The 18,819-nt window shown below is 61.4% G+C and carries 14 protein-coding genes; 9 read left to right on the top strand and 5 right to left on the bottom strand.

What is annotated here, in order from left to right:
• Window position 1 precedes the first annotated feature (1 nt).
• From ACTHND_RS12190 to ACTHND_RS12180, 3 genes are read left to right on the top strand one after another with little or no spacing between them, the layout of a single operon-like run.
• Window positions 2–1,081 (top strand): peptidylprolyl isomerase, encoded by a 1,080-nt coding sequence (locus ACTHND_RS12190; protein ID WP_440178219.1) that lies wholly within the window; start codon window positions 2–4, stop codon window positions 1,079–1,081.
• A gap of 41 nt (window positions 1,082–1,122) precedes the next feature.
• On the top strand, window positions 1,123–1,674 hold the full coding sequence (locus ACTHND_RS12185; protein WP_440178218.1) for a hemerythrin domain-containing protein: 552 nt from the start codon (window positions 1,123–1,125) through the stop codon (window positions 1,672–1,674).
• The gene (locus ACTHND_RS12180) at window positions 1,671–2,315 is read left to right on the top strand and encodes a carbonic anhydrase (RefSeq protein WP_440178217.1); all 645 of its coding nucleotides are present in this window, start codon (window positions 1,671–1,673) and stop codon (window positions 2,313–2,315) included. The genes ACTHND_RS12185 and ACTHND_RS12180 overlap by 4 nt, the downstream gene beginning before the upstream one ends.
• An 8-nt stretch (window positions 2,316–2,323) precedes the next feature.
• On the opposite strand, the gene ACTHND_RS12175 is transcribed toward ACTHND_RS12180, so the two are convergent.
• Window positions 2,324–2,572 carry a MoaD/ThiS family protein gene (locus ACTHND_RS12175; RefSeq protein ID WP_440178216.1) on the bottom strand — a complete coding sequence of 83 codons (249 nt, stop codon included), beginning with the start codon at window positions 2,570–2,572 and terminating at the stop codon, window positions 2,324–2,326.
• A 420-nt stretch (window positions 2,573–2,992) separates the two neighbouring features.
• On the opposite strand from ACTHND_RS12175, the gene ACTHND_RS12170 reads away from it, so the two are divergent.
• From ACTHND_RS12170 to ACTHND_RS12160, 3 genes are all read left to right on the top strand, one after another.
• Window positions 2,993–3,697: an alternative oxidase gene (locus ACTHND_RS12170; RefSeq protein ID WP_440178215.1), complete on the top strand. Its 705-nt coding sequence runs from the start codon at window positions 2,993–2,995 to the stop codon at window positions 3,695–3,697.
• Window positions 3,698–3,914: 217 nt separating this feature from the next.
• A complete protein-coding gene (locus ACTHND_RS12165; RefSeq protein WP_440178214.1) occupies window positions 3,915–5,906 on the top strand; it encodes a ribonucleoside triphosphate reductase in 1,992 nt (663 codons plus the stop codon).
• 4 nt (window positions 5,907–5,910) lie between these two features.
• Window positions 5,911–6,597, top strand: coding sequence for an anaerobic ribonucleoside-triphosphate reductase activating protein (locus ACTHND_RS12160; protein ID WP_440178213.1), 687 nt, complete (start codon window positions 5,911–5,913; stop codon window positions 6,595–6,597).
• An 18-nt stretch (window positions 6,598–6,615) separates the two neighbouring features.
• On the opposite strand, the gene ACTHND_RS12155 is transcribed toward ACTHND_RS12160, so the two are convergent.
• Entirely contained in the window at window positions 6,616–9,996 is a 3,381-nt protein-coding gene (locus ACTHND_RS12155) for a DEAD/DEAH box helicase family protein (protein WP_440178212.1), read from the bottom strand.
• A 92-nt stretch (window positions 9,997–10,088) separates the two neighbouring features.
• Here ACTHND_RS12155 and ACTHND_RS12150 point away from each other — a divergent pair, with 92 nt between their 5' ends.
• Both ACTHND_RS12150 and ACTHND_RS12145 read left to right on the top strand, forming a co-directional pair.
• Entirely contained in the window at window positions 10,089–10,934 is an 846-nt protein-coding gene (locus tag ACTHND_RS12150) for a HipA family kinase (RefSeq protein WP_440178211.1), read from the top strand.
• Window positions 10,924–11,718, top strand: coding sequence for a DUF3037 domain-containing protein (locus ACTHND_RS12145; RefSeq protein WP_440178210.1), 795 nt, complete (start codon window positions 10,924–10,926; stop codon window positions 11,716–11,718). The genes ACTHND_RS12150 and ACTHND_RS12145 overlap by 11 nt, the downstream gene beginning before the upstream one ends.
• A 1-nt stretch (window position 11,719) precedes the next feature.
• Here ACTHND_RS12145 and ACTHND_RS12140 read toward each other — a convergent pair whose 3' ends face one another.
• From ACTHND_RS12140 to ACTHND_RS12130, 3 genes are read right to left on the bottom strand one after another with little or no spacing between them, the layout of a single operon-like run.
• Window positions 11,720–12,844 (bottom strand): restriction endonuclease subunit S, encoded by a 1,125-nt coding sequence (locus tag ACTHND_RS12140; RefSeq protein ID WP_440178209.1) that lies wholly within the window; start codon window positions 12,842–12,844, stop codon window positions 11,720–11,722.
• On the bottom strand, window positions 12,841–14,376 hold the full coding sequence (locus tag ACTHND_RS12135) for a type I restriction-modification system subunit M (protein ID WP_440178208.1): 1,536 nt from the start codon (window positions 14,374–14,376) through the stop codon (window positions 12,841–12,843). The genes ACTHND_RS12140 and ACTHND_RS12135 overlap by 4 nt, the downstream gene beginning before the upstream one ends.
• Before the next feature lie 31 nt (window positions 14,377–14,407).
• Window positions 14,408–15,238: a WYL domain-containing protein gene (locus ACTHND_RS12130; protein ID WP_440178207.1), complete on the bottom strand. Its 831-nt coding sequence runs from the start codon at window positions 15,236–15,238 to the stop codon at window positions 14,408–14,410.
• Between the two features lie 203 nt (window positions 15,239–15,441).
• Here ACTHND_RS12130 and ACTHND_RS12125 point away from each other — a divergent pair, with 203 nt between their 5' ends.
• On the top strand, window positions 15,442–18,819 hold the full coding sequence (locus tag ACTHND_RS12125) for an STY4851/ECs_5259 family protein (RefSeq protein ID WP_440178206.1): 3,378 nt from the start codon (window positions 15,442–15,444) through the stop codon (window positions 18,817–18,819).

Below are 18,819 nucleotides of genomic sequence, written 5' to 3'. Positions count from 1 at the left end.
TATGGACGTTTTTGTCATAGACGGAGTGGAAATCCCCGAAAAGCTGATCCGCGACGAGATGCCGAACCATCCCGCTCCGACCTCGGCCGAGGCGCACAAACAGGCGGCCCATGCCCTGGCCGTCAAGGCGCTGCTGCTCAACCGGGCTTCGGCACTGGGACTTGAACCGGCGCCGGAAAGCGATGACAGCGGCCGGATGGAAACCGCCGAGGAGGCGCTGATCCGTCAGCTCTTTGCCCGCGAGCTGAGCCCGGCCGCGCCGACGGAGGCGGAATGCCGGCGCTTCTTCGACGCCGGGCCCCAGCACTTCTTCACGCCCGAACTTTACGAAGCCTCGCACATCCTCATCCAGGAATCGGCGCGCGATGTGGCATTCGACCTGGTGAAGCAGCTTCTGGGCGAACCCACTGCGTTTGAAGGCCTGGCCAGGGCGCTGTCGCAGTGCCCCTCGGCCGAGGTCGGCGGTTCGCTGGGCCAGTTGCAGATCGGCGACCTGGTGGCTGAGGTCGAGGAAACCCTGCTGTCCATGCCCGCTGGCGCCATCTATCCCGAACCGGTCGCCTCGCGTTTCGGCTGGCATATCCTGCGGCTGGACCGCCGGGTGGCGCGCCAGCGGCTGCCCTATGAAGCCGTGCGGGACCGTATCCGGATGCATCTGGAAAGCCGCGCGTGGATCGCCGCATCGGCCCGATACGTCGAGACGCTTGTCGAGGCGGCCCGCAGCCAGGGTATCGCCCTGCGCATGGGTGATGCCGGTGAGGTCCAACGGCCAAGCCTTTCCCTGGGCGCCATGATCGATGACGACACCCTTGCCGGGCGGATCGCGCCGTGGCTGGCCGCTGTCGACCCGGAACTGGCGGACAAGGTGGCGGCCGCCGCCGATCTCAAGGGCGCCTCCGTTGCCGACTTTGTCCGGCATGAGGTGCGCGATTTCCTGGATAATGCCGATGACGAGTCCTTTACCCAGCTCGTATCGGCCGCCCAGGGCGCGGAAGACCCCCTGCTGGCCAGCGTGACCTGCGTTCTGAAAAAGCGCCTGACGCCGGTCAGGAAGACCTTCTCTCTCATCAGGAAAGCCTGATGAATTATGGCTCTGGCTGCTAATTATCTGGAGACACAGTTATGGACGCTCAGGAAACGGAAATCGAAAAGCTGCCGGACTCCTTGATTCACGAGCCGCTGAACTGGCTGTTCGCCGAACATTACCGTCACCGGCAATTGTGCCGGCTTATCGACAGTCTGGCGACAGCGGCGGCTTATAACGAAGAGGGCATGAACGAGGTCATCGCTTTTCTGGAACATGACATGCCGCTGCATGTGCTGGATGAGGAGGAGGACCTGTTTCCGCTGCTTCGCCGGCGCGCGGTGCCCGATGATGATCTCGAACATGTGCTCGGTGTGCTGAGCGGCGAACACCAGTCGGATGGCGACCGGGTTTCCACCCTCCTGGCGGCCCTGGTCAGGGCGCGGTCAGAGCGGAAATCTCCGGCCCTGAATGCGGGCCTGCGAACGCTTCTGACCGAATTCGCGGTGCATGAGCGTAAGCATATCGCGCTGGAAAATGCCGTCATCCTGCCGATAGCGCGGCTGCGCCTGCAAGCTTGCGACCTTCAGGCCCTGAGCGCGCGCCTGGCCGCGCGTCGCGGGCGTCTTCTCGACGGGGAAAAGGAATGAGCAGCCCGATCTTCAGGAAAAACCTGGCCTGGGTCGCCGAACAGACCCAGGCGGACCCGCACGTTTTCACCGGCATCGGCAAGACACCTGATCCGCGCATCTTATGGATCGGTTGCAGCGATAATCCGCATTCATCACTGGAAATAGCTCCCTTCGGCAAGGAGGGCTGCCTGGTCCACCGAAATCTCGGCAATCAGGTTTCGGCGCAGGATGCAAACCTGCTGGCAACGCTCGCCTATGCGATTGACAGCCTTCAGATCGAGCGCATTGTCGTGTGCGGCCACTATGGCTGCCATTGCCTTAGGCATGTCCTGCGCGGCAAGGCGCTGGGCGCGGCCGACTACTGGATCAGCCCCATCCGCAGCCTGTTCCGGCAGCACCGGCGCCAGCTTGACGAGATCGTCAGCGAGGAGGCGCAGATCCAGACCCTTTGCGAGTTGAATGTCCGAATACAGGTCCGCAACCTGGCTGAACATCCGCTGGTCGAGGCGCGTCTGGCAGTGGGCAGCCTCAAGATTGACGGGGCTATGTGGTCGGCGCGGGATGGCCTGCTGAGGGATCCCGGCATTGCCGGCCCCAGAACGCCGCGCCCCTCCAGGAGAGCCAGTACGGCGTCGGCGGACATGATGACGGCGCCTTAAAGCACGCCTCAGCCGCCAGAGAATACCGAAAAGAAGGCAACCTCGTCGCCATCGGACAGAGGCTGATCACTGTGCGTCACCACCTGGTTGACGCTCATGCGGATCAGGCCGGGCGTGATCCGGCCATTGTCCACCAAATCCTGAAAAATCTCTTCCCGAAGCCGGAAGAGGGTGCCGCGGGCATCGGTCAGGTCGAGGCGTGCGCGTCGTTTCCGCATGAGGTCCGCCATGCGGCCAAAAAACAGAATATCGATCATGGCGTTCCAAAAAAGTGTGATGTGCAGGCAGCCCGTGTGCCGCGCGGCGAGATGCCCGCAATATGGCCTGTTTTGACAGGCCGGCATTAAAGAGGATCAAGCCGGCCGCACAGGCATTTGGGGCGGGTGATTGACATATGTCGGGTGCCGTTTTGTGATCAGCGCCAGATTTGACGAATATCAAGCCTGCGCAGCCCGGCAAGTGATCGAGCCAAACCTGGCGCGGCACAGGGTTTTATGCTGATTGCCGGCAAAGCAGGCGCTTCCGGGTTTAGGGCGTCAAATAATTGATAAATATCAATTCCGGCGTCAAGAAATGCGATCTTTGGATTGACGATCTTGCCGGCCGCGTATCTGTAATGTCAATGCGCGGCGGTTCGGCAGCCTCTATACAAACGTCATGTTATTCAGGAGTTTGACATGACGAACGAACCTTTCATCGACCTTTCTGTCCACCATCAGCCCCGTGGCTTTTCCGATCACTTCGCCCTGGGCTTCACCAAGCTGCTGCGTTTTTGCGCCGATACCTTTTTCGCAAAGCGCTATGGCCATCGCGCCGTGGTGCTCGAAACGGTGGCGGCGGTGCCCGGCATGGTGGGCGCCACGATCAATCACCTGAAGTGCCTGCGCCGCATGACCGATGACAATGGCTGGATCCGGACCCTGATGGAGGAGGCCGAAAACGAACGTATGCACCTGATGACCTTCGTGGAGATCGCCCGGCCGACCCTGTTCGAGCGCTTTGTCATCATCGCCGTTCAATGGGTCTTCTACGTCGCCTTCTTCCTTCTGTACCTCGTCTCTGCGAAAACCGCACACCGCGTCGTCGGCTATTTCGAGGAGGAAGCGGTCATCAGCTATACCCATTATCTGGCGGAGATCGATGAAGGGCGCAGCGCCAATGTGCCGGCGCCGGCGATCGCCCTGCGCTACTGGAAGATGCCGGCCAATGCCACCCTGCGGGACGTTGTGCTGCTGGTGCGTGCCGATGAGGCCCACCATCGTGACGTCAATCATGGCTTTTCAAACGAGCTGAAAGGCGTAGCCCCCGCCGCCCAGGTGATCGCCCCTTATCCGGAGCACGATCTCGAAATCGTCGGGCTTTCCCGGAAAGAAGCCGCCTGAAACCGGTCCCATCCTCTATGTCGTGACAGTGCCCGCTTTCAGGCGGGCACTTTTTTGCCGGATGAAACGGGACAATTGCCCGACTGGACTGCGCGCTTTTGCAGCGGCACCCGAGAATGTCATTTCCCTGTTTGACAGGGATCAATGCCGGGCATCCGCATCAATATATGGTGGCTATCGCAAACATTGCGTCCATATTTTGATTCTGGAGGTTTCCATGGCTGACGGCGAAAGCGTCCTGCGCCCCCTTGATTTCCTGTTTTCCCCCCGCTCGGGATCGGGCATCCCCGAAGGTCTCGTCGACTGCAAACAGACGGTCGAGGAATATATCCTGCGGCAGGACTGGCGGGTAAACGCCAATGCCAATACCGCCTACAGCAATGCCGGCCTGATCAATAATGCGGCGGGGAAGATCATTGCCAATTACTGGCTGGATCATGTCTATGGCCCCGAAGAAGCCCAGGCCCACCGCCGCGCCGACCTGCACATTCATGATCTGGACTGCCTGACCGGTTATTGCGCCGGCTGGAGCCTGCGCGCCCTGCTTGATGAGGGCTTCAATGGCGTTCCGGGCAAGGTTGCCAGCCGGGCGCCGCGGCATTTCCGCGAAGCGCTGGGCCAGATGGCCAACTTCCTCGGCATCCTGCAATCCGAATGGGCCGGCGCCCAGGCGTTCAGCTCGTTCGATACCTATCTGGCGCCTTATGTCTTCAAGGATCGCCTGTCGTTCAATGACATCAAGAAGGCCATCCGGAGCTTTGTCTATAATCTGAATGTGCCGGCGCGCTGGGGGCAAAGTCCCTTCACCAATATCACCCTGGATATCACCGTGCCGCCGGACCTGCGCGACAACTTCCCGACAGCCGATACGCTCCACCTGTTCAAGGGCATCGAAGACCCGGACCTTCTGGCCGAGGCCAGGCGCCGGGGCGCGGCGGCGCTCGAAGACATGACCTATATCCATTTCCAGCCCGAAATGGAGCAGATTGTCATCGCCTATTATGAGGTGATGACCGAGGGAGATGCGCGGGGTCAGCCCTTCACCTTTCCGATCCCGACCGTAAATGTCATGGAGGATTTCAACTGGGACAGCCCGGTGGCGGCAGCCCTGTTTGAAAATACCGCCAAGATTGGCAGTTCCTATTTCCAGAATTTCATCGGCAGCCAGTACCGGCTGAATGCCGAGGGCGAGCGCGAACCCAATCCGGACGCCTATGCGCCCCATGCCGTGCGCAGCATGTGCTGCCGGCTGCAACTGGACCTGCGCGAACTGCAAAAGCGTGGCAATGGCCTGTTCGGATCCGCCGAGATGACCGGCTCCATCGGGGTGGTGACCCTGAACATGGCGCGTCTCGGATATCGGTTCAAAGGCGACAGGCCCGGCCTGCTGGCCGAAATCGACAGGCTGATGGACCTGGCGCGGGCCTCGCTGGAAAAGAAACGGGTCTTCGTGCAGGAGATGTATGATCGCGGCCTTTACCCCTATACGCGCCGTTACCTGCCGCATTTCCGCAATCATTTCAGCACGATCGGCGTCAACGGCATGACCGAGATGGTGCGGAATTTCACCGGCGACGCCTATGATGTTACCGATCCGCGCGGCATTGCCCTGTGCCGGGACATTCTCGACGTGATGCGTGCCCGCCTGAAGCTGTATCAGGAAGAGACCGGCCACCTCTACAATCTGGAGGCCACGCCGGCGGAAGGCACGACCTACCGCTTTGCCAAGGAGGATGCAAAATATTACCCAGGCATCCTCCAGGCCGGCTTCGATGACAACATCTATTACACCAATTCCAGCCAGTTGCCGGTCGGGTTCACCGAAGACCCGTATGAAGCCCTCGATTTGCAGGACGACCTGCAATGCAGATATACCGGCGGGACGGTGCTGCACCTCTATATGAGCGAGCGCATCTCGTCGGGCGAGGCGTGCAAGCGCCTGGTGCGCAAGGTGATCGAGAATTACCGGCTGCCCTATATCACCATCACGCCGGTCTTTTCGGTCTGCGAAACCCACGGCTACCTCGCCGGCGAACAGCCGCATTGCCCGACCTGCCATAAGGAAACGCTCGTCTGGACACGGGTGATGGGCTATCACCGGCCGGTCGCCAGTTTCAATCTCGGCAAGAAGGGCGAGCACAAGGAACGGCTGCATTTCAGGGAAGGGGCGTCAAACCTGCCGCTCTTCCGCGGCGAGGCGGCCGGCTAAGGCCATGTGGCGCAAACTGCCCATCACCGGTCTGACGCCTTTCACCTTCCAGGACTATCCGGGGCATACGGCCTGCATCCTGTGGTTTTCCGGCTGCAATATGGCGTGCGGCTATTGCCATAACCCGGAACTGGTAAGGGGCACGCTGGCCAGGTTGCCGGCGGAGAAAATCCAGCGGTTCCTGGCCTCGCGCCGGGACCGGCTGGAAGGCGTCGTCCTGTCAGGCGGGGAATGTACGCTGTCCCCGGCATTGCCGCAGTTGGCGCGATATCTGAAAGACATGGGGTATAAGGTCAAGATCGACACCAACGGCACCAGCCCCGCCATGCTGGAGCGACTTCTGGATGACGGTCTGGTCGATTTTATCGCCCTGGATTTCAAAGCGCCGCAAACGAAGTTCGAGTCGATAACCGGCATGACCAAATGGGCTGATTTTCTGCACTCGCTCAGGCTTGTGGCGGCAGCGCCGACGAATAAGGAAGTGCGGACCACGATCCACGCCGACCTGCTCGATCGCGCCGATATAGAGGCGATGATCGGCCTTCTGGAGGACATCGGTTTTCGCGGGACATTTGCCCTGCAAAATTTCCGGATGGGGCCGACGCTTGGCAACCTATCCGCACCATCCCGGCGTCCCGACCTGGCGGGACTCGCCGGTAAAGGCCTGGATATTCAGTTGCGTAATTTCTGATCTTACCCGCGTCATCGCCTAAGCAGCGGCCTTGGCCTTGACCTCTTCCAGCAGGTGGATGAGCGCTATCACATCGGCGCTCTGGAAAAGCCCGCTGACCCCCTGGTCGTCCATATCGGTGAACGGGCTTTCATAGAGACGGCGGGCCTCCATCACGCCCTCCGCGGTGAGGTGATTGATGATCAGGTCGAGAAATTCGATCTGGTCGGCATTCAGCGCCCGGCTGGCGATGAAGGTGGCAAACGCCTGCTTCGCCGCCTCCCGGTCCAGCCCCACCAGCGAGCGAATAAACAGGCCGAGGCCGCCCTCGGCCTTCACCTGTTGCAGATCGGCGCTGGATAAGGCCGCCTGCTCCAGCAGGATCCGTTCCAGTTCTGTCACATCCTGCGCGGTCAGTTGCTCGTTGCGGCGCAGTTTCAGGATGGTGATGTGGTCGGCATGGTCCTTCAGGAAGTGGCGCACCTTGCGCTGGAAACGCTCCTTGTCCGTCCCGACCTCGACCGGGAGGGCGATCTCCTCGCCTTCGCCGATCTCGTCCTCGAAATCGGTGTAGATGATGGCCCGCGCCTTGCCCTCGATCAGCTTGATCAGCAGCCGCAGCCGGCGCCGCACCTGTTCGAGCATGGCCGGCGTGACATCGCGCCAGTAGTCATCGGTCTGCACCTCCATGATCAGGTGCAGTTCCGCCTGTACCATGGGGATATTGCTCAGGCTTTCCAGTTGGCCGGCCAGCGATCGGATGCGCTCCTGGCAGCGGGCGAACGCCGCCTCCTGGCGCAGCAGGGCCAGTTGCGCCGACAGCACCAGATAATCGAACTGTTTCGCCCCCAGGTCGTCATCCTCAAAGGCCGAGGGCAGGCCGGCGATCTCATCGCTCAGAATGTGCCGCGCGTCCTCGTCGATTGTCTCCCAGGCGTCGGCGGCCTGGAAGCGCTCGACATGCCGCCATTTCGGCCGGACGAGGAAGTTGTCGCGGTTCATGCCGGCCACCTCGGCGTGAAGGCGCGCCTGCGTATCGGCGCGCAGTTGCCGCAGGCTGTCATCGCCATCCGGCAGGCGGTCCAAAAGCCCGATCAGGTCCACCCGCGCCGTGAAAAGCCGCTGTCCCAGCGAGGCGGTGACGCCGCCCTCGGTATATTCCGGATTCTGGTTGAAGAACTCGAAATTCTGGCAGAAATCGAAGATCAGGAACTGCGCCTTGTCCTGGCCGGGACCGAAGAGGTCCGGCCGCAGGCGCGTGCCCCGGCCGATCATCTGCCAGAACTTGGTCTTCGAGCGCACGATCTTGAAGAAGACGAGATTGACCACCTCCGGCACATCGATCCCGGTATCCAGCATATCGACCGACACGGCGATCTGCGGCGCCCTGGCCGGATTGGAAAAGTCGTCGATCAGGCTCTGCGCGTAGGAAACGGAATAGTCGATCAGCCGGGCGAATTCGCCCTTCAGATGCGGATAGTTGGCATCGAAGCGCTCGACGATAAAGGCGGCGTGGGCGCTGTTCTTGGCGAAGATGATGGTCTTGCCCAGCCGGTCGCCGCCCTCGACCTTCAGGCCGTGGGTCATCAGGTGCGCCAGCACCTTGTCGACCGTATCGGTATTGAACAGCCACTTATTGATATCGGAGGCGTTGACATCGGTGGGAATAGTGCCGTCCTCGTCCCATTCCAGCAGATCCCACTGTTCCTTTTCGGCCTCGGAAAGGTCGTCGTAGCGGATGCCGTGACGCTGGAAGCGCAGCGGCACCGAAATAGCCTTCGGCGGCACCAGGAACCCGTCGCTGACCGCCTGTTCCAGGTCGTAGGCATCGGTCGGCACGCCGCTTTGAAGCTGGAAAAGCGAATAGGTGTCGCGGTCGATCTCATCGCGCGGCGTCGCCGTCAGCCCCACCAGCAGCCCGTCGAAATAGTCGAAAATGGCGCGGTATTTCTGATAGACCGAGCGGTGCGCCTCATCGATGACGATCAGGTCGAAATGCCCCGGCCCGAAGCGCCGGATGCCGTTCTGCATCTCGTCGATCAGGCCCATCATGGTGGGATAGGTCGAGAAATAGATCCGCCCCTCGGCCTGCTTGTCGGTGATCAGGTTGACCGGCGAGGTATGCGGCAGGTGCGTCTTGAAGGCGCCCACCGCCTGATTGACCAGCGCCACGCGATCGGCCAGGAAAAGCGCGCGCTTGACCCGGTTGGCGCGCATCAACTGATCGACCAGGGCAATGACCGTGCGCGTCTTGCCCGTGCCCGTGGCCATGACCAGCAGGGCCTTGCGCTGGTGGTCGCGCTCGAACGCCTCGCCCACGCGCTGGATGGCGCGCGTCTGGTAATAACGTCCGGCGATGGCGCCATCGATCGCCACCGAGGCCAGCGGCTTGCGGCTGGTGCGGCGCTGGTGCATCAGCGCCAGTTCGTCCTTTTTCAGGAAGCCCTGCACGCGGCGCGGCGGATGATTGAGGTCGTCCCACAGCCAGGTGTCGTAGCCATTGGTGTAGAAGATCACCGGCCGCACGCCGAATTCGGCTTCCAGCGCGTCGGCATAGAGCTTCGCCTGCTGCTGGCCGGCGCGCGGGTCTTTCCGGGTGCGCTTGGCCTCTATCACCGCCAGCGGCTTGTGATCATCGCCCCACAAAACATAATCGGCAAAGCCATCACCGGAGGCGCTGGGTATCCCCCTGACCGGATATTCCCGGTCGCGCCCCTCGGCCAGCGGCCAACCGGCCTCGCTCAGCAAAAGATCGATATAGGCGTCGCGCGTCTGGGCTTCGTTATAGTCGTGCGCATCGGGCCGGGCCTGGTTGGCGGCCTTGGTGGCGGCCACCTCGGCCTGCAGTCGCCTGATCTCGGCTTCCAGTTCGGCGCGTGCATCCTCCGATTTCAGGGCTTCCGCCTCGGCCTTTTGCCGCGCCTCCACCTGCTCCATATAGCGCCGCGCCGCTTCCTGGAGCTGGCCCAGTTTCAGCGGATCAACCTGCGCCGTGCGCGGCAGGGCATCGGCCGAAAAGCTCAAAGAGGCCGCCGGTTTTTCGCCCCTGGCATAGGTATGGACCAGCCAGTAGCTGACATGAAACAACTCGCGCAGGACGGTGATGGCGCTCTGTCCGTTCACCGGCCGCGTATCATGCACGGCGCGATTCCCTAAGTCCTTGATCAGCTTGGCCTTGGTGACCAGCCCGTCGCCGGCCAGGGCGCGGAAGCTCGGCTCGTGGATCAGCGCGGCCAGCGTCTCTTCATAGGGTTTCCTGAGCGTCCGGTCGTGGTCATAGAGCCACTTGATGGCGGTTTCCAGCGCCAGCCGCCCGTAGAAACAGGCGGCGCGCGGATCGTTCAGCGCCGCCGCCTCGGCCTTGCGCGCATGGTCATGGACCGCGGCGAATTCCGGCGCAAGGAAGGCGAACTGCGACATGGACAAAGATTCCCCTGGTGTCATAATAATTGTATTCCTTGTCACCGAGGTTTCCGGCTCAATCAAGAGTTTTATGGGGGACATGAGCTTTGATGATGGATTGTGGCCGGACGTGGCAGCCGGAAAAGCTGCTTCGCGTGGTTGAAGCCCTGCCCAACAGCACAAAACCCCTGCATGTCGTGACCGATCGCGGTGAAGCGATCATGAAAGCAATGGGCAATCCGATGGGACCGGAGGCCCTGGCATTTGAACTGGTCGGTACGGAACTGGCACGCTGGTTCGGCCTGAAAACGCCCGACTTTGCCCTGATGCCTTTGCGCGACGTGCCGCGCGAATGGTCTCCACACTTCGCGATCGAAAACGGTCCGGCCTTCCTGTCTGGTTACCTGCGCGCCGCCACCTATGATGGCCAGGGCGCCTTTCTCGGCAAGCTGGCCCGGCCGGAAGATATCGCGCGTCTCGTCGTTTTCGACACCTGGATACGCAACGAAGACCGCTGTCCGCCGGAAGCTTCTCTGGACGACAAGCCCGCGAACCTCGACAATCTCATGTTCGCACGCAGCCGGGAAAGTGGCGGCAGCCTTAAATATGACCTGATTGTTTTCGATCATACTCATGCCTTTTCCAATGCCGGCTATGAAGGATTGGAAGACGAGGCATTGATCGAGGCCGATGGCGTTTACGGTTTCTTTCCAGCCTTCAGACCATACATGACGCAGGCGGCCATTAAAGCGGCGACGGATCGCCTCGGTCAGGTTGACGAAGGACAGGTTCAAAGCCTATTGGATGCGGTCCCGCCGGACTGGGGCGTGACCGCCCGGTTGAAGCACTCGTGGCGAAACCTGATTTTCAGGCGCGCCCGTTACGTCGCCGGCACCATTGAAGACAAGATTATCTATCAGCGCGAGATGTGGGAAGGAGGAAAGGATGTCGGATAAAAGCGGCTTTTACAGCGTCGTGCAGTTCAGCGCCCGCCCTTCCAGCTTTGAGTACGTCAATGCCGGCGTCGTCATCGTCCGGCCGCAGGCCCGGCAGATGCGCGTTCTGATGAGCGACCATGCGCATCGCATCAAAAAGCTGTTCGATGACCAGAACGCCCACGATTTCAACCTGATGGCGGCATCGTTCCGCAATCGGCTGGAGTTTGAATTCCAGGAGGCGCCGTCGCTTGAGCGCCTGACGGCCTTTGCCGGTTCGCGCGCCAACCTGTTCCGTCTCCTGCCATTCCTGCCGATCGCGGTTGAAGATATCGATGCCGATGCGCGACGCCTGTTCGCCGAACTGGTGGACGATGAGCCGCAGGCGCGCCGCAAGAGCGCGCAGCGCAAGCTGGCCGATCTGTTCAAGGCGCAGGGCGTTCTGGACCTGGTGGACCGCAAGCCCGAACCGGTCGCCCTGCCCGGTTTGCTACAGCCCCTGCGCGCCGATTATGGCTATCAGAATGGCCGCTATAACCTGATCGAAGCCGTGCGGATCTCACCACGGCAGGAACTGAACGCCGTCAGCCGCATCGCCGGGCAGGCGCAGCTTCTCAAGGCGCACAGCGACAAGCGCCTGATTGTCGTCGCCGACCTGCCGCCGAACGCCGGCCTTCTGGATGTCATCGCGCAAAGCCTGGCGGATGCGGAGGCGCGGGTTTTTCCGTTGTCGGACTCGCGCCCCCTGTTCGAGGATATCCGCGCCCAGGCAGCGCGGCATGATCGGTCACGCCTGATCCCGTAGGTTACAGTTCCCCCCGGAACGCACGATGTTGAAGTGAGGCGAAGAGAGTATACAAGTTTGACATACTTTTAGATGTTTTTTCCATCTCTTCAGACAATGTTTCGATGCGCTCTACGTAAGCCATTTGAGATTTGATTTCAGGCAAAATAATTTCAACTTTACCCACCAAGTCGCCGTTTAAGTTTGGTTGATTGCCGCCCCGTCCGCCTTGGCGGATAACTTCGTACAATATTTTCAGTTGCTCAAACAAAAATCTTGGAATAACAGCGGATTTTGCCTGTAATACTGCGCAAGCCTGATTTGTTGTAGCAGGGCATCCCAAAAGGGCGACGTTCCCTCGAGTTTTCCCCTGGCCATACATCGCAAGCAGTATAGAGTTTTTCGGGTAAATTTTTAGCCGCGAAGCTTTGATACCTAATTCCGTAACATGTTCTTCCGTATCGTAAATTATTTCCCCTTTGACTTCACCAGTTTTTACCCAAGGAGTTGTCCCGCCATAATATCCCTCTTCCCCCCTAGATGGTGTAGAACCCGAAGAAATCTTACATACGTCGCTTAGCCTCACAGCTTGCAAAGTGTTGCTCTGTAATGTGGGATCGCCAAACATTTCATAGAAAATGGCCTGGCTGAGGGTGTTGAGGCGGTCGAGGCTGCGCTGGCGCAGACGGCGCAGGCTGTCGGCCTGATCGAGGATCGCCGCAATCCGCTTCTGCTCGTCCAGCGGCGGCAGCGAAATTTGTAATGAAGTGATGTCAGATCGTGAAACCTGAGGGAATGTTGCGCCTTTACCCTTTGCTGCTAGTACAGGTTCAATATGACTCAACCAGTGCCAAAGATAGCGGTGATCCAGATGTTTTTTAGCACGCACCCCGGCAACACCGCGTCCCAAGCAATAAGTCTTGTCGCCAACTACCTTGGTGCCAATTGTAGCGCGAATACTGAGTATAATATCGCCCGGTTCTGAAATTTTGGTCGGGCTGGTCGTGTATTTCTTTGCTTCGGGAGCAAACTCTCCAAAATCGCCGGCGCCCGCGATTAAAGGCAACCCATCGTTCGCAAAATTATAGGATTCGCCGTCAGGCGCTTGCCCCATAATAACTTCAGCAACCTCACCCAGTACACTCATCCCAGCATCGCCTCAAGCTTGGCCAGGCCGTCGCTGATCTCGGCTTCCAGCGCTTTCAGTTCGGCGATGATGGCCTGGGGCGTTTCATGCACCTGTTCTGCGTGCTCGACCTGCTTGTAGCGGTTGAGCGACAGGTCATAGGTACCGGTGGCGGCGATCTCGGCCCTGGGAACGCAGAAGCTTTGCGCCGTGCGCGGACGCTCGCGCTCGCTCCCGTCCTTTTGTGCCCAGCGCGCCACCACATCGGGCAGGTTGTTCTTCGCGTGCTCTTCGGCGGTCAGGGTCGCTTTCGGCCCCTGTTTGTCATCCGGCAGCAGCGGGCTGCGCTTGTCATCCAGCGACAGGCCGTCGGCCTGGACATCGTAGAACCATACGCTGTCGGTGCCGCCGACCCCGGTCCTGGTGAAGATCAGTATGGCGGTCGAGACCCCGGCATAGGGCCGGAAGACGCCCGAAGGCAGCTTGACCACGGCATCGAGCTTGTGGTCTTCCACCAGCATCCTGCGGATCGTCTGGTGCGCCTTGCTTGAGCCAAACAGCACGCCATCCGGCACGATCACCGCCGCGCGGCCGCCGGTTTTCAGCAGGCGCAGGAACAGGGCCAGGAACAGCAGTTCGGTCTTTTTCGTCTTGACGATGGCCTGCAGGTCCCTGGCCGTCACCTCGTAATCGAGCGAGCCGGCAAAGGGCGGATTGGCCAGGATCAGCGAATAGGTTCCGGCGTCGCCGTCATGTTCCTGGGCCAGGCTGTCGCGGTAGCTGACATCGGGATTTTCGACGCCGTGCAGGGTCAGGTTCATGGCGCCGATGCGCAGCATGGTGGGGTCGAAATCGAAGCCGTGGAACATGCCGGTGTGAAAATGTTCGCGCATCTTTTCGTTGCGGAAGAGGTCCGGATGATTGGCGCGCAGATATTCGCCCGCCGCCACCAGGAAGCCGCAGGTGCCCGCCGCCGGATCGCAGATGACATCGGCGGGGGTTGGCTTCGTCAGCTCGACCATCATGTCGATGATATGGCGCGGCGTGCGGAACTGGCCGTTGGTGCCGGCGCTGGCGATCTTGCCCAGCATGTATTCGTAGAGGTCGCCCTTGGTGTCGCGGCTGCCCATCTCGATCTTGTCGATCATCTGGACGGCCTTGTCCAGCAGGGCGGCATTGGAAAAGCCCAGGCGGGCATCCTTCATATGCTGGCCGTAGCTGGAGCCTTCGGCGCCCAGTTCGCGCAGGAATGGGAAGACACGGTCGGCCACCACGTCCATCATGTCGCGCGGCTCGAAATTGCGGAACTCGGACCAGCGCAAATCCTTGTAGGGCCGGCCCTGATCGTCATTGCCTTCGGGAAAGATGCGGCGCTCGACCGGAATGCCCAGCATCTGCGCCTTGGTTTCCTCGACGTTTTGCAGTTCGTCCAGCCGCTTGATGAACAGGAGGTAGGTGATCTGCTCGATGACCGACAGGGGATTGGATACCCCGCCCGACCAGAAGGCATTCCATATCTGATCGACCTGGGTCTTGATCTCGCCGGTAATCATTGCTGTTCTTTCCCGATACTTGACATGAGGCTTACCCGGCCTTGGGGAGGGCGTTTGCGAAGTCGGCCGCATTGGCGACGACGACGGGCCGTTCCCGCAGGCTGTCCTGCCCCGGCGCCACGTCCAGCCTCAGCCGTTTCTCGAAATAGTAGAGCAGGGCGCGGCGAACCGGGACGCATACCTTGCCGTTCGTCATCCCGTAGTCAAGCGCAATGGTCGCCTGCTGGCCGGGCGTCAGGCCGGGGTTGGGGATAAGTTCGACGGTGAAAATCTCATGCCACAGGGCATCATCCCGCGGCGTCCCCATACCGTCGCCCTCGGCGCGCAGGTCGCGGCAGCGCGACAGGATGAAATCCTTGTAGCGGCCATCGCGGTGGCACAGCGCCCGGACGTGCCAGCGCAGGCCGTCATGGCCGAAGGCGTGGGGCGTGATCCGCCGCCACACCGGTTCCGCTTCGGCCGGATTCATGGAGTGATAAAAGATTTCGATCGACTGGCCGGCGCGCATCGCCGCCAGCAAACGCCGCAGTGCGAACGGATCGATCCGACGATGCGGCAGCGGCAGGGCAGCGGCCTCGGGCAGGGTGCGGAACCAGGTGTCGCCGGCCTCCAGTATGCCGTCGGCGAGGCCCTTCATCTGCGCCAGGTAACGGTCGGCATTGGGCCGGTAGAGTTTCGGCGCGAAGGTTTCGCTGGCCATGTAGCGCTTGCGGCTGGCGTCATAGACCAAGTTATCGCCCGCCATCTCGCGGTAGGCGCTGAGGTCGCCCGACGCCTGCGGCACCGAAACGCCGAAGAAATCGATCAGGTCGCTGCGGTTTATACCGCCTTCCCAGAACAGCCGGAATTCGATGAACTCCATGCGCTGCTCCGCGCCCCAGCGCCGTAATGACTGACCCGGCTCCATCCGGTGCTCCTCGAAAAATACGTATATTAACTTGACGGGTATAATTTTTATACGTATTTGAGAAGATGTCAATCAGGGATCGCGTTATCTGGGCATTTTAAGCATATTGTAACCTGGGGTATAGAAGGTTCGGGAGTATCCGGGGTGGGGAGGATAAAATGTTCGATGAATTCAGGACGCTGACCGATGCCCAGCTAAGGGTAAAATATGACCAATCCGGCGATGACCTGGCGCGGCTGAAGGCGCTCAACCAGGTGCTGACCCACCGCAAAAGCGAAGCGGCGCTCGATCTCCAGATAGAGGTGGTCGGCGCCATCCGGCGGCTGACGCGGGGCGTCACGACGCCGGCGGAGACCTGGCTGCGGCAGTTCCTGCTGACGCGGACGCTGAGCCGGCCCGATGGCCGCGCCCTGCACCGCTATCGCCTCAGCGATGAGGAATATGCCACCGCCGCGAAGGTGCTGGCCAGTTTCGACGGCCGCAAGCGCCTGCAGGCGCAGGAAGACCACGCGGCGCGCCTGTTCGTGCTGTTCGCGGCCGAATGGTTCCGCCGGGAGGCCGTCTCGCTCTTCCGGCGCTGGGATGACGTCGCGCCCGGCGTCCTGGGCGTTATTGACGATAATGCCAAGCGCAGCCTGACCCTGAAAGGCTTGCAATACTGGAAGCGCGACCTGCTGATCGCTTCGGATGGCAGCCGGGAATTTATTATTACCCTGTCGCTGGAAGGCGGCATTCCGGCCAATGTGGTGCTGGAAGACAGCAGCGCCTCCCTCGGCGGTTATCTGCGGCTGGTCATGCGCAGCGGCCTGCAGGATGCCACGCCGGAGCACCTGGCGGCGGTCGCCTGGGAAAACCGCGAGGGCCTGCCGCCGAGCTACCGCCATGAGGACTTCATCCGGCAATGCGCCGAACTGTGCGAACGGCTGCTCTATTGGCGGCGCCAGGTTGAAGAGGCGCGGCGGGGGATCGATCCGGTCGTTTATCTGGACGGCCTGCATCCGGAATGGCGGCGCGATCTGCCGATCCATGTGCCGGCCGGGCAGGACAGCGGCCTGACCCGCCTGCTCAGCGGCCTGATGCGTGAAAAACTGACGGCGCCCTATACGGCGGGCGTATCGGCGCGCCGGCTGCTGGTGTTCAAGGAGGGAACCTGGCGGCAGGCCCTGCACCTGGCGGCGGACGGGGAAATTTCCAGGCACAGGTTCCCCCACCTTTCGGCGGCGGGGCGCGTGGAGATCGTGCCTTCGGGGCGGCTGGCGGACCTGGTGCCGGGCGATTTCGCCGTGGCCTACCCGCCCGACGGCGAGCAGGCCACCTGGCGCATCAGGCCGCGTCTGAAATTGCTGCATCCGTTGCCGGGGTTTGAATTCAGCCAGGCCGTGGCGGTCAATCTGGTGGAGGGCGGTGCAAGCACCGCCTGGACATGGCCCGGCGGCGAAGCGCTGAATTCGGATTTGTGCGTCTTCGAAGCCGGGGAAGGGCGCGGTGAGACGCCGGACGTGCTGGTGCTCAAGGCGCGCGGCTCCTACAGCTCAGCGGCGAAGACGCTGTATGTCTGGGCACCGGACGAATGGCAGGTCGAAGGCGCCGGGGTGACACCCATCGCGGCGTTCCCGCTTCGCCGGCCAGGGACATTGTACCGGCTGGACGCCGTCGCCTATGTTACGCCGGAAGATGATGAAACGCGATTCCGGATTGAACCGGACAGTACGGCGCGCGAAGAGCGCCTGATCATTCCGGCGATCAGCCCGCATATCGAAGCGGCGGACAGCCGGATCGCCTTTGCCCATTCGCCTCTGAAAGTGAGGATTGAAACGCACGGGCGCGAACGGGCGGTAAAATCAGGTGAAATCTTCTGGCGCCGGCCGGGTGAGCGATGGCAGCCGCTGGCCCACGATCTGAGGTGCGAAGGTCTGGTTGAGATATCCTGGCGCGATCCGCAGGCGGGCATCCAGATAGAAAAGCAGTGCGTCTGCCTCCTGCCGCCGGACGCGAAGATGGGGGCGGCCCTGCAGACTCAAACTGACGCCCTGGTGGTATTCGACGGGGTGCCGGGCTGGTCGTTGATCGTCGATGAGCCGGGCCTTGACCTGGAGCCTTTGACACCGGCGCAGTCACGCCTGTGTTTTCATGAGCGGCCGTTTTTTCGCGTGCGGATGAAGCTTCGGCCCGCGCAGGGGCCGGCCATTCCGATCATTATGCCGGTCAAGGCCCGCGAGGCGATGATCATCGGAGGGGATGGGCGCGCTGTGCCGCCCGGCGCGATGCTGGACCTGGCGAAGCTGCGCGGCGCCCGGCTCGTGTCGCAGGGAAAGGCGCGCCTTCAGATAACGACGACCAGCATGGGAAGGGGCGAGGCATTCAATCTCAACTTCAGTGACGAATACCCGCTTGGCAGTCTCAGGGGCGTCATTGAAGAAATGCTGGTGGCCGCGGCCGATCAGGACGCGCAGGTCAGGCTTATATTCGTCGGCGACACGCGACCGCCGGTGGTGGTGCAGCGCTATCGATACCCGCGGCCTGAGGCGGCAAAGCCCCTCGTTTTGCCGGCCGCGGGCATACCCGTCGCCCGTATGGTTTGCCAGCCCAGGTATGAATATGCCCTGACGCCGGTAGAAGGCGGGTTTATCCTGCCAGACGCCTGCGCCGGGCCAACGCTCGTCTATCTGCGCGACGGGCCGGATATTCTGTCACGTCCGTTGGCCGTAAGCGGCGCAGGTGACCTGCCGCCTGCCGCCGGCCATTTGCGTACTGCGCTGACTGAAAGCCAGTTTGACCGGCGGCAAGAGGCCCTGCGTGCGGTGATGCGGGGCTTTGCGTCCCCGGCGGCTGATTTTGCTGATCTGGAGTATTTTAATGTTCATATCGCCGCGCTGAAAGGCGTGCCGGCTATGGCTTTTGATGCCCTGAAACTGCTGGGGCAGGTGCCGGAAGCGCTCACGAGAGTGCTTGTTCATTCACGGGATTCAGTCGGCGCCGAGGCGGTATGGAGGCTGCAGAACGAATTGCCGTTTCTGTGGCTGGCTTTGCCGGTGGAAGCCTGGCGATCCGCCTTTCATGCCGAGGCCGGCCGGTGGCTGGATGATCTTTCCGCAGTCGAACCGGTGATGCGGCTGACCCTTGTCAAAGATCAGATGCGGGGGGCGGCGGATCGGGTCGTTGCATGTGATCCGGCCCTGTCCGCTACACTGAACCATATTAGCATACCCTTCACCCCAGTGCCGGCGCGGCTGGATATCAGGACATTAGCCAGCGGCTATATCGCACGATTCAGTGAGCATCCCGACCCGGCTGAACTGCGTCTGACGGCCTTGCCAAAAGCACTGGCCGAGGCGGGGCTCGACATACCGAAAGACCTTGAGCGTTTCAGCCTGGAAGACTGGGGCGGGCTCTGTGCCCCCGGTGTCCTGGCCGCCAGTGCTCTGGGAAAGCTTCGTATCACCCCGGCTCAGGCGCTTTTGCTGCGGCGCGTTCTGCGGGATGCGCCGGACTATGTTTCGCAGGCCTATGCGGCCTTTTTCAATCTTTACAGGTGA

The organism is Asticcacaulis sp. (genome assembly GCF_051954415.1).
Lineage (GTDB): Bacteria > Pseudomonadota > Alphaproteobacteria > Caulobacterales > Caulobacteraceae > Asticcacaulis.
Note: the sequence above shows the minus strand (reverse complement) of the source record. Positions and strands in the feature narration are given on the sequence as shown.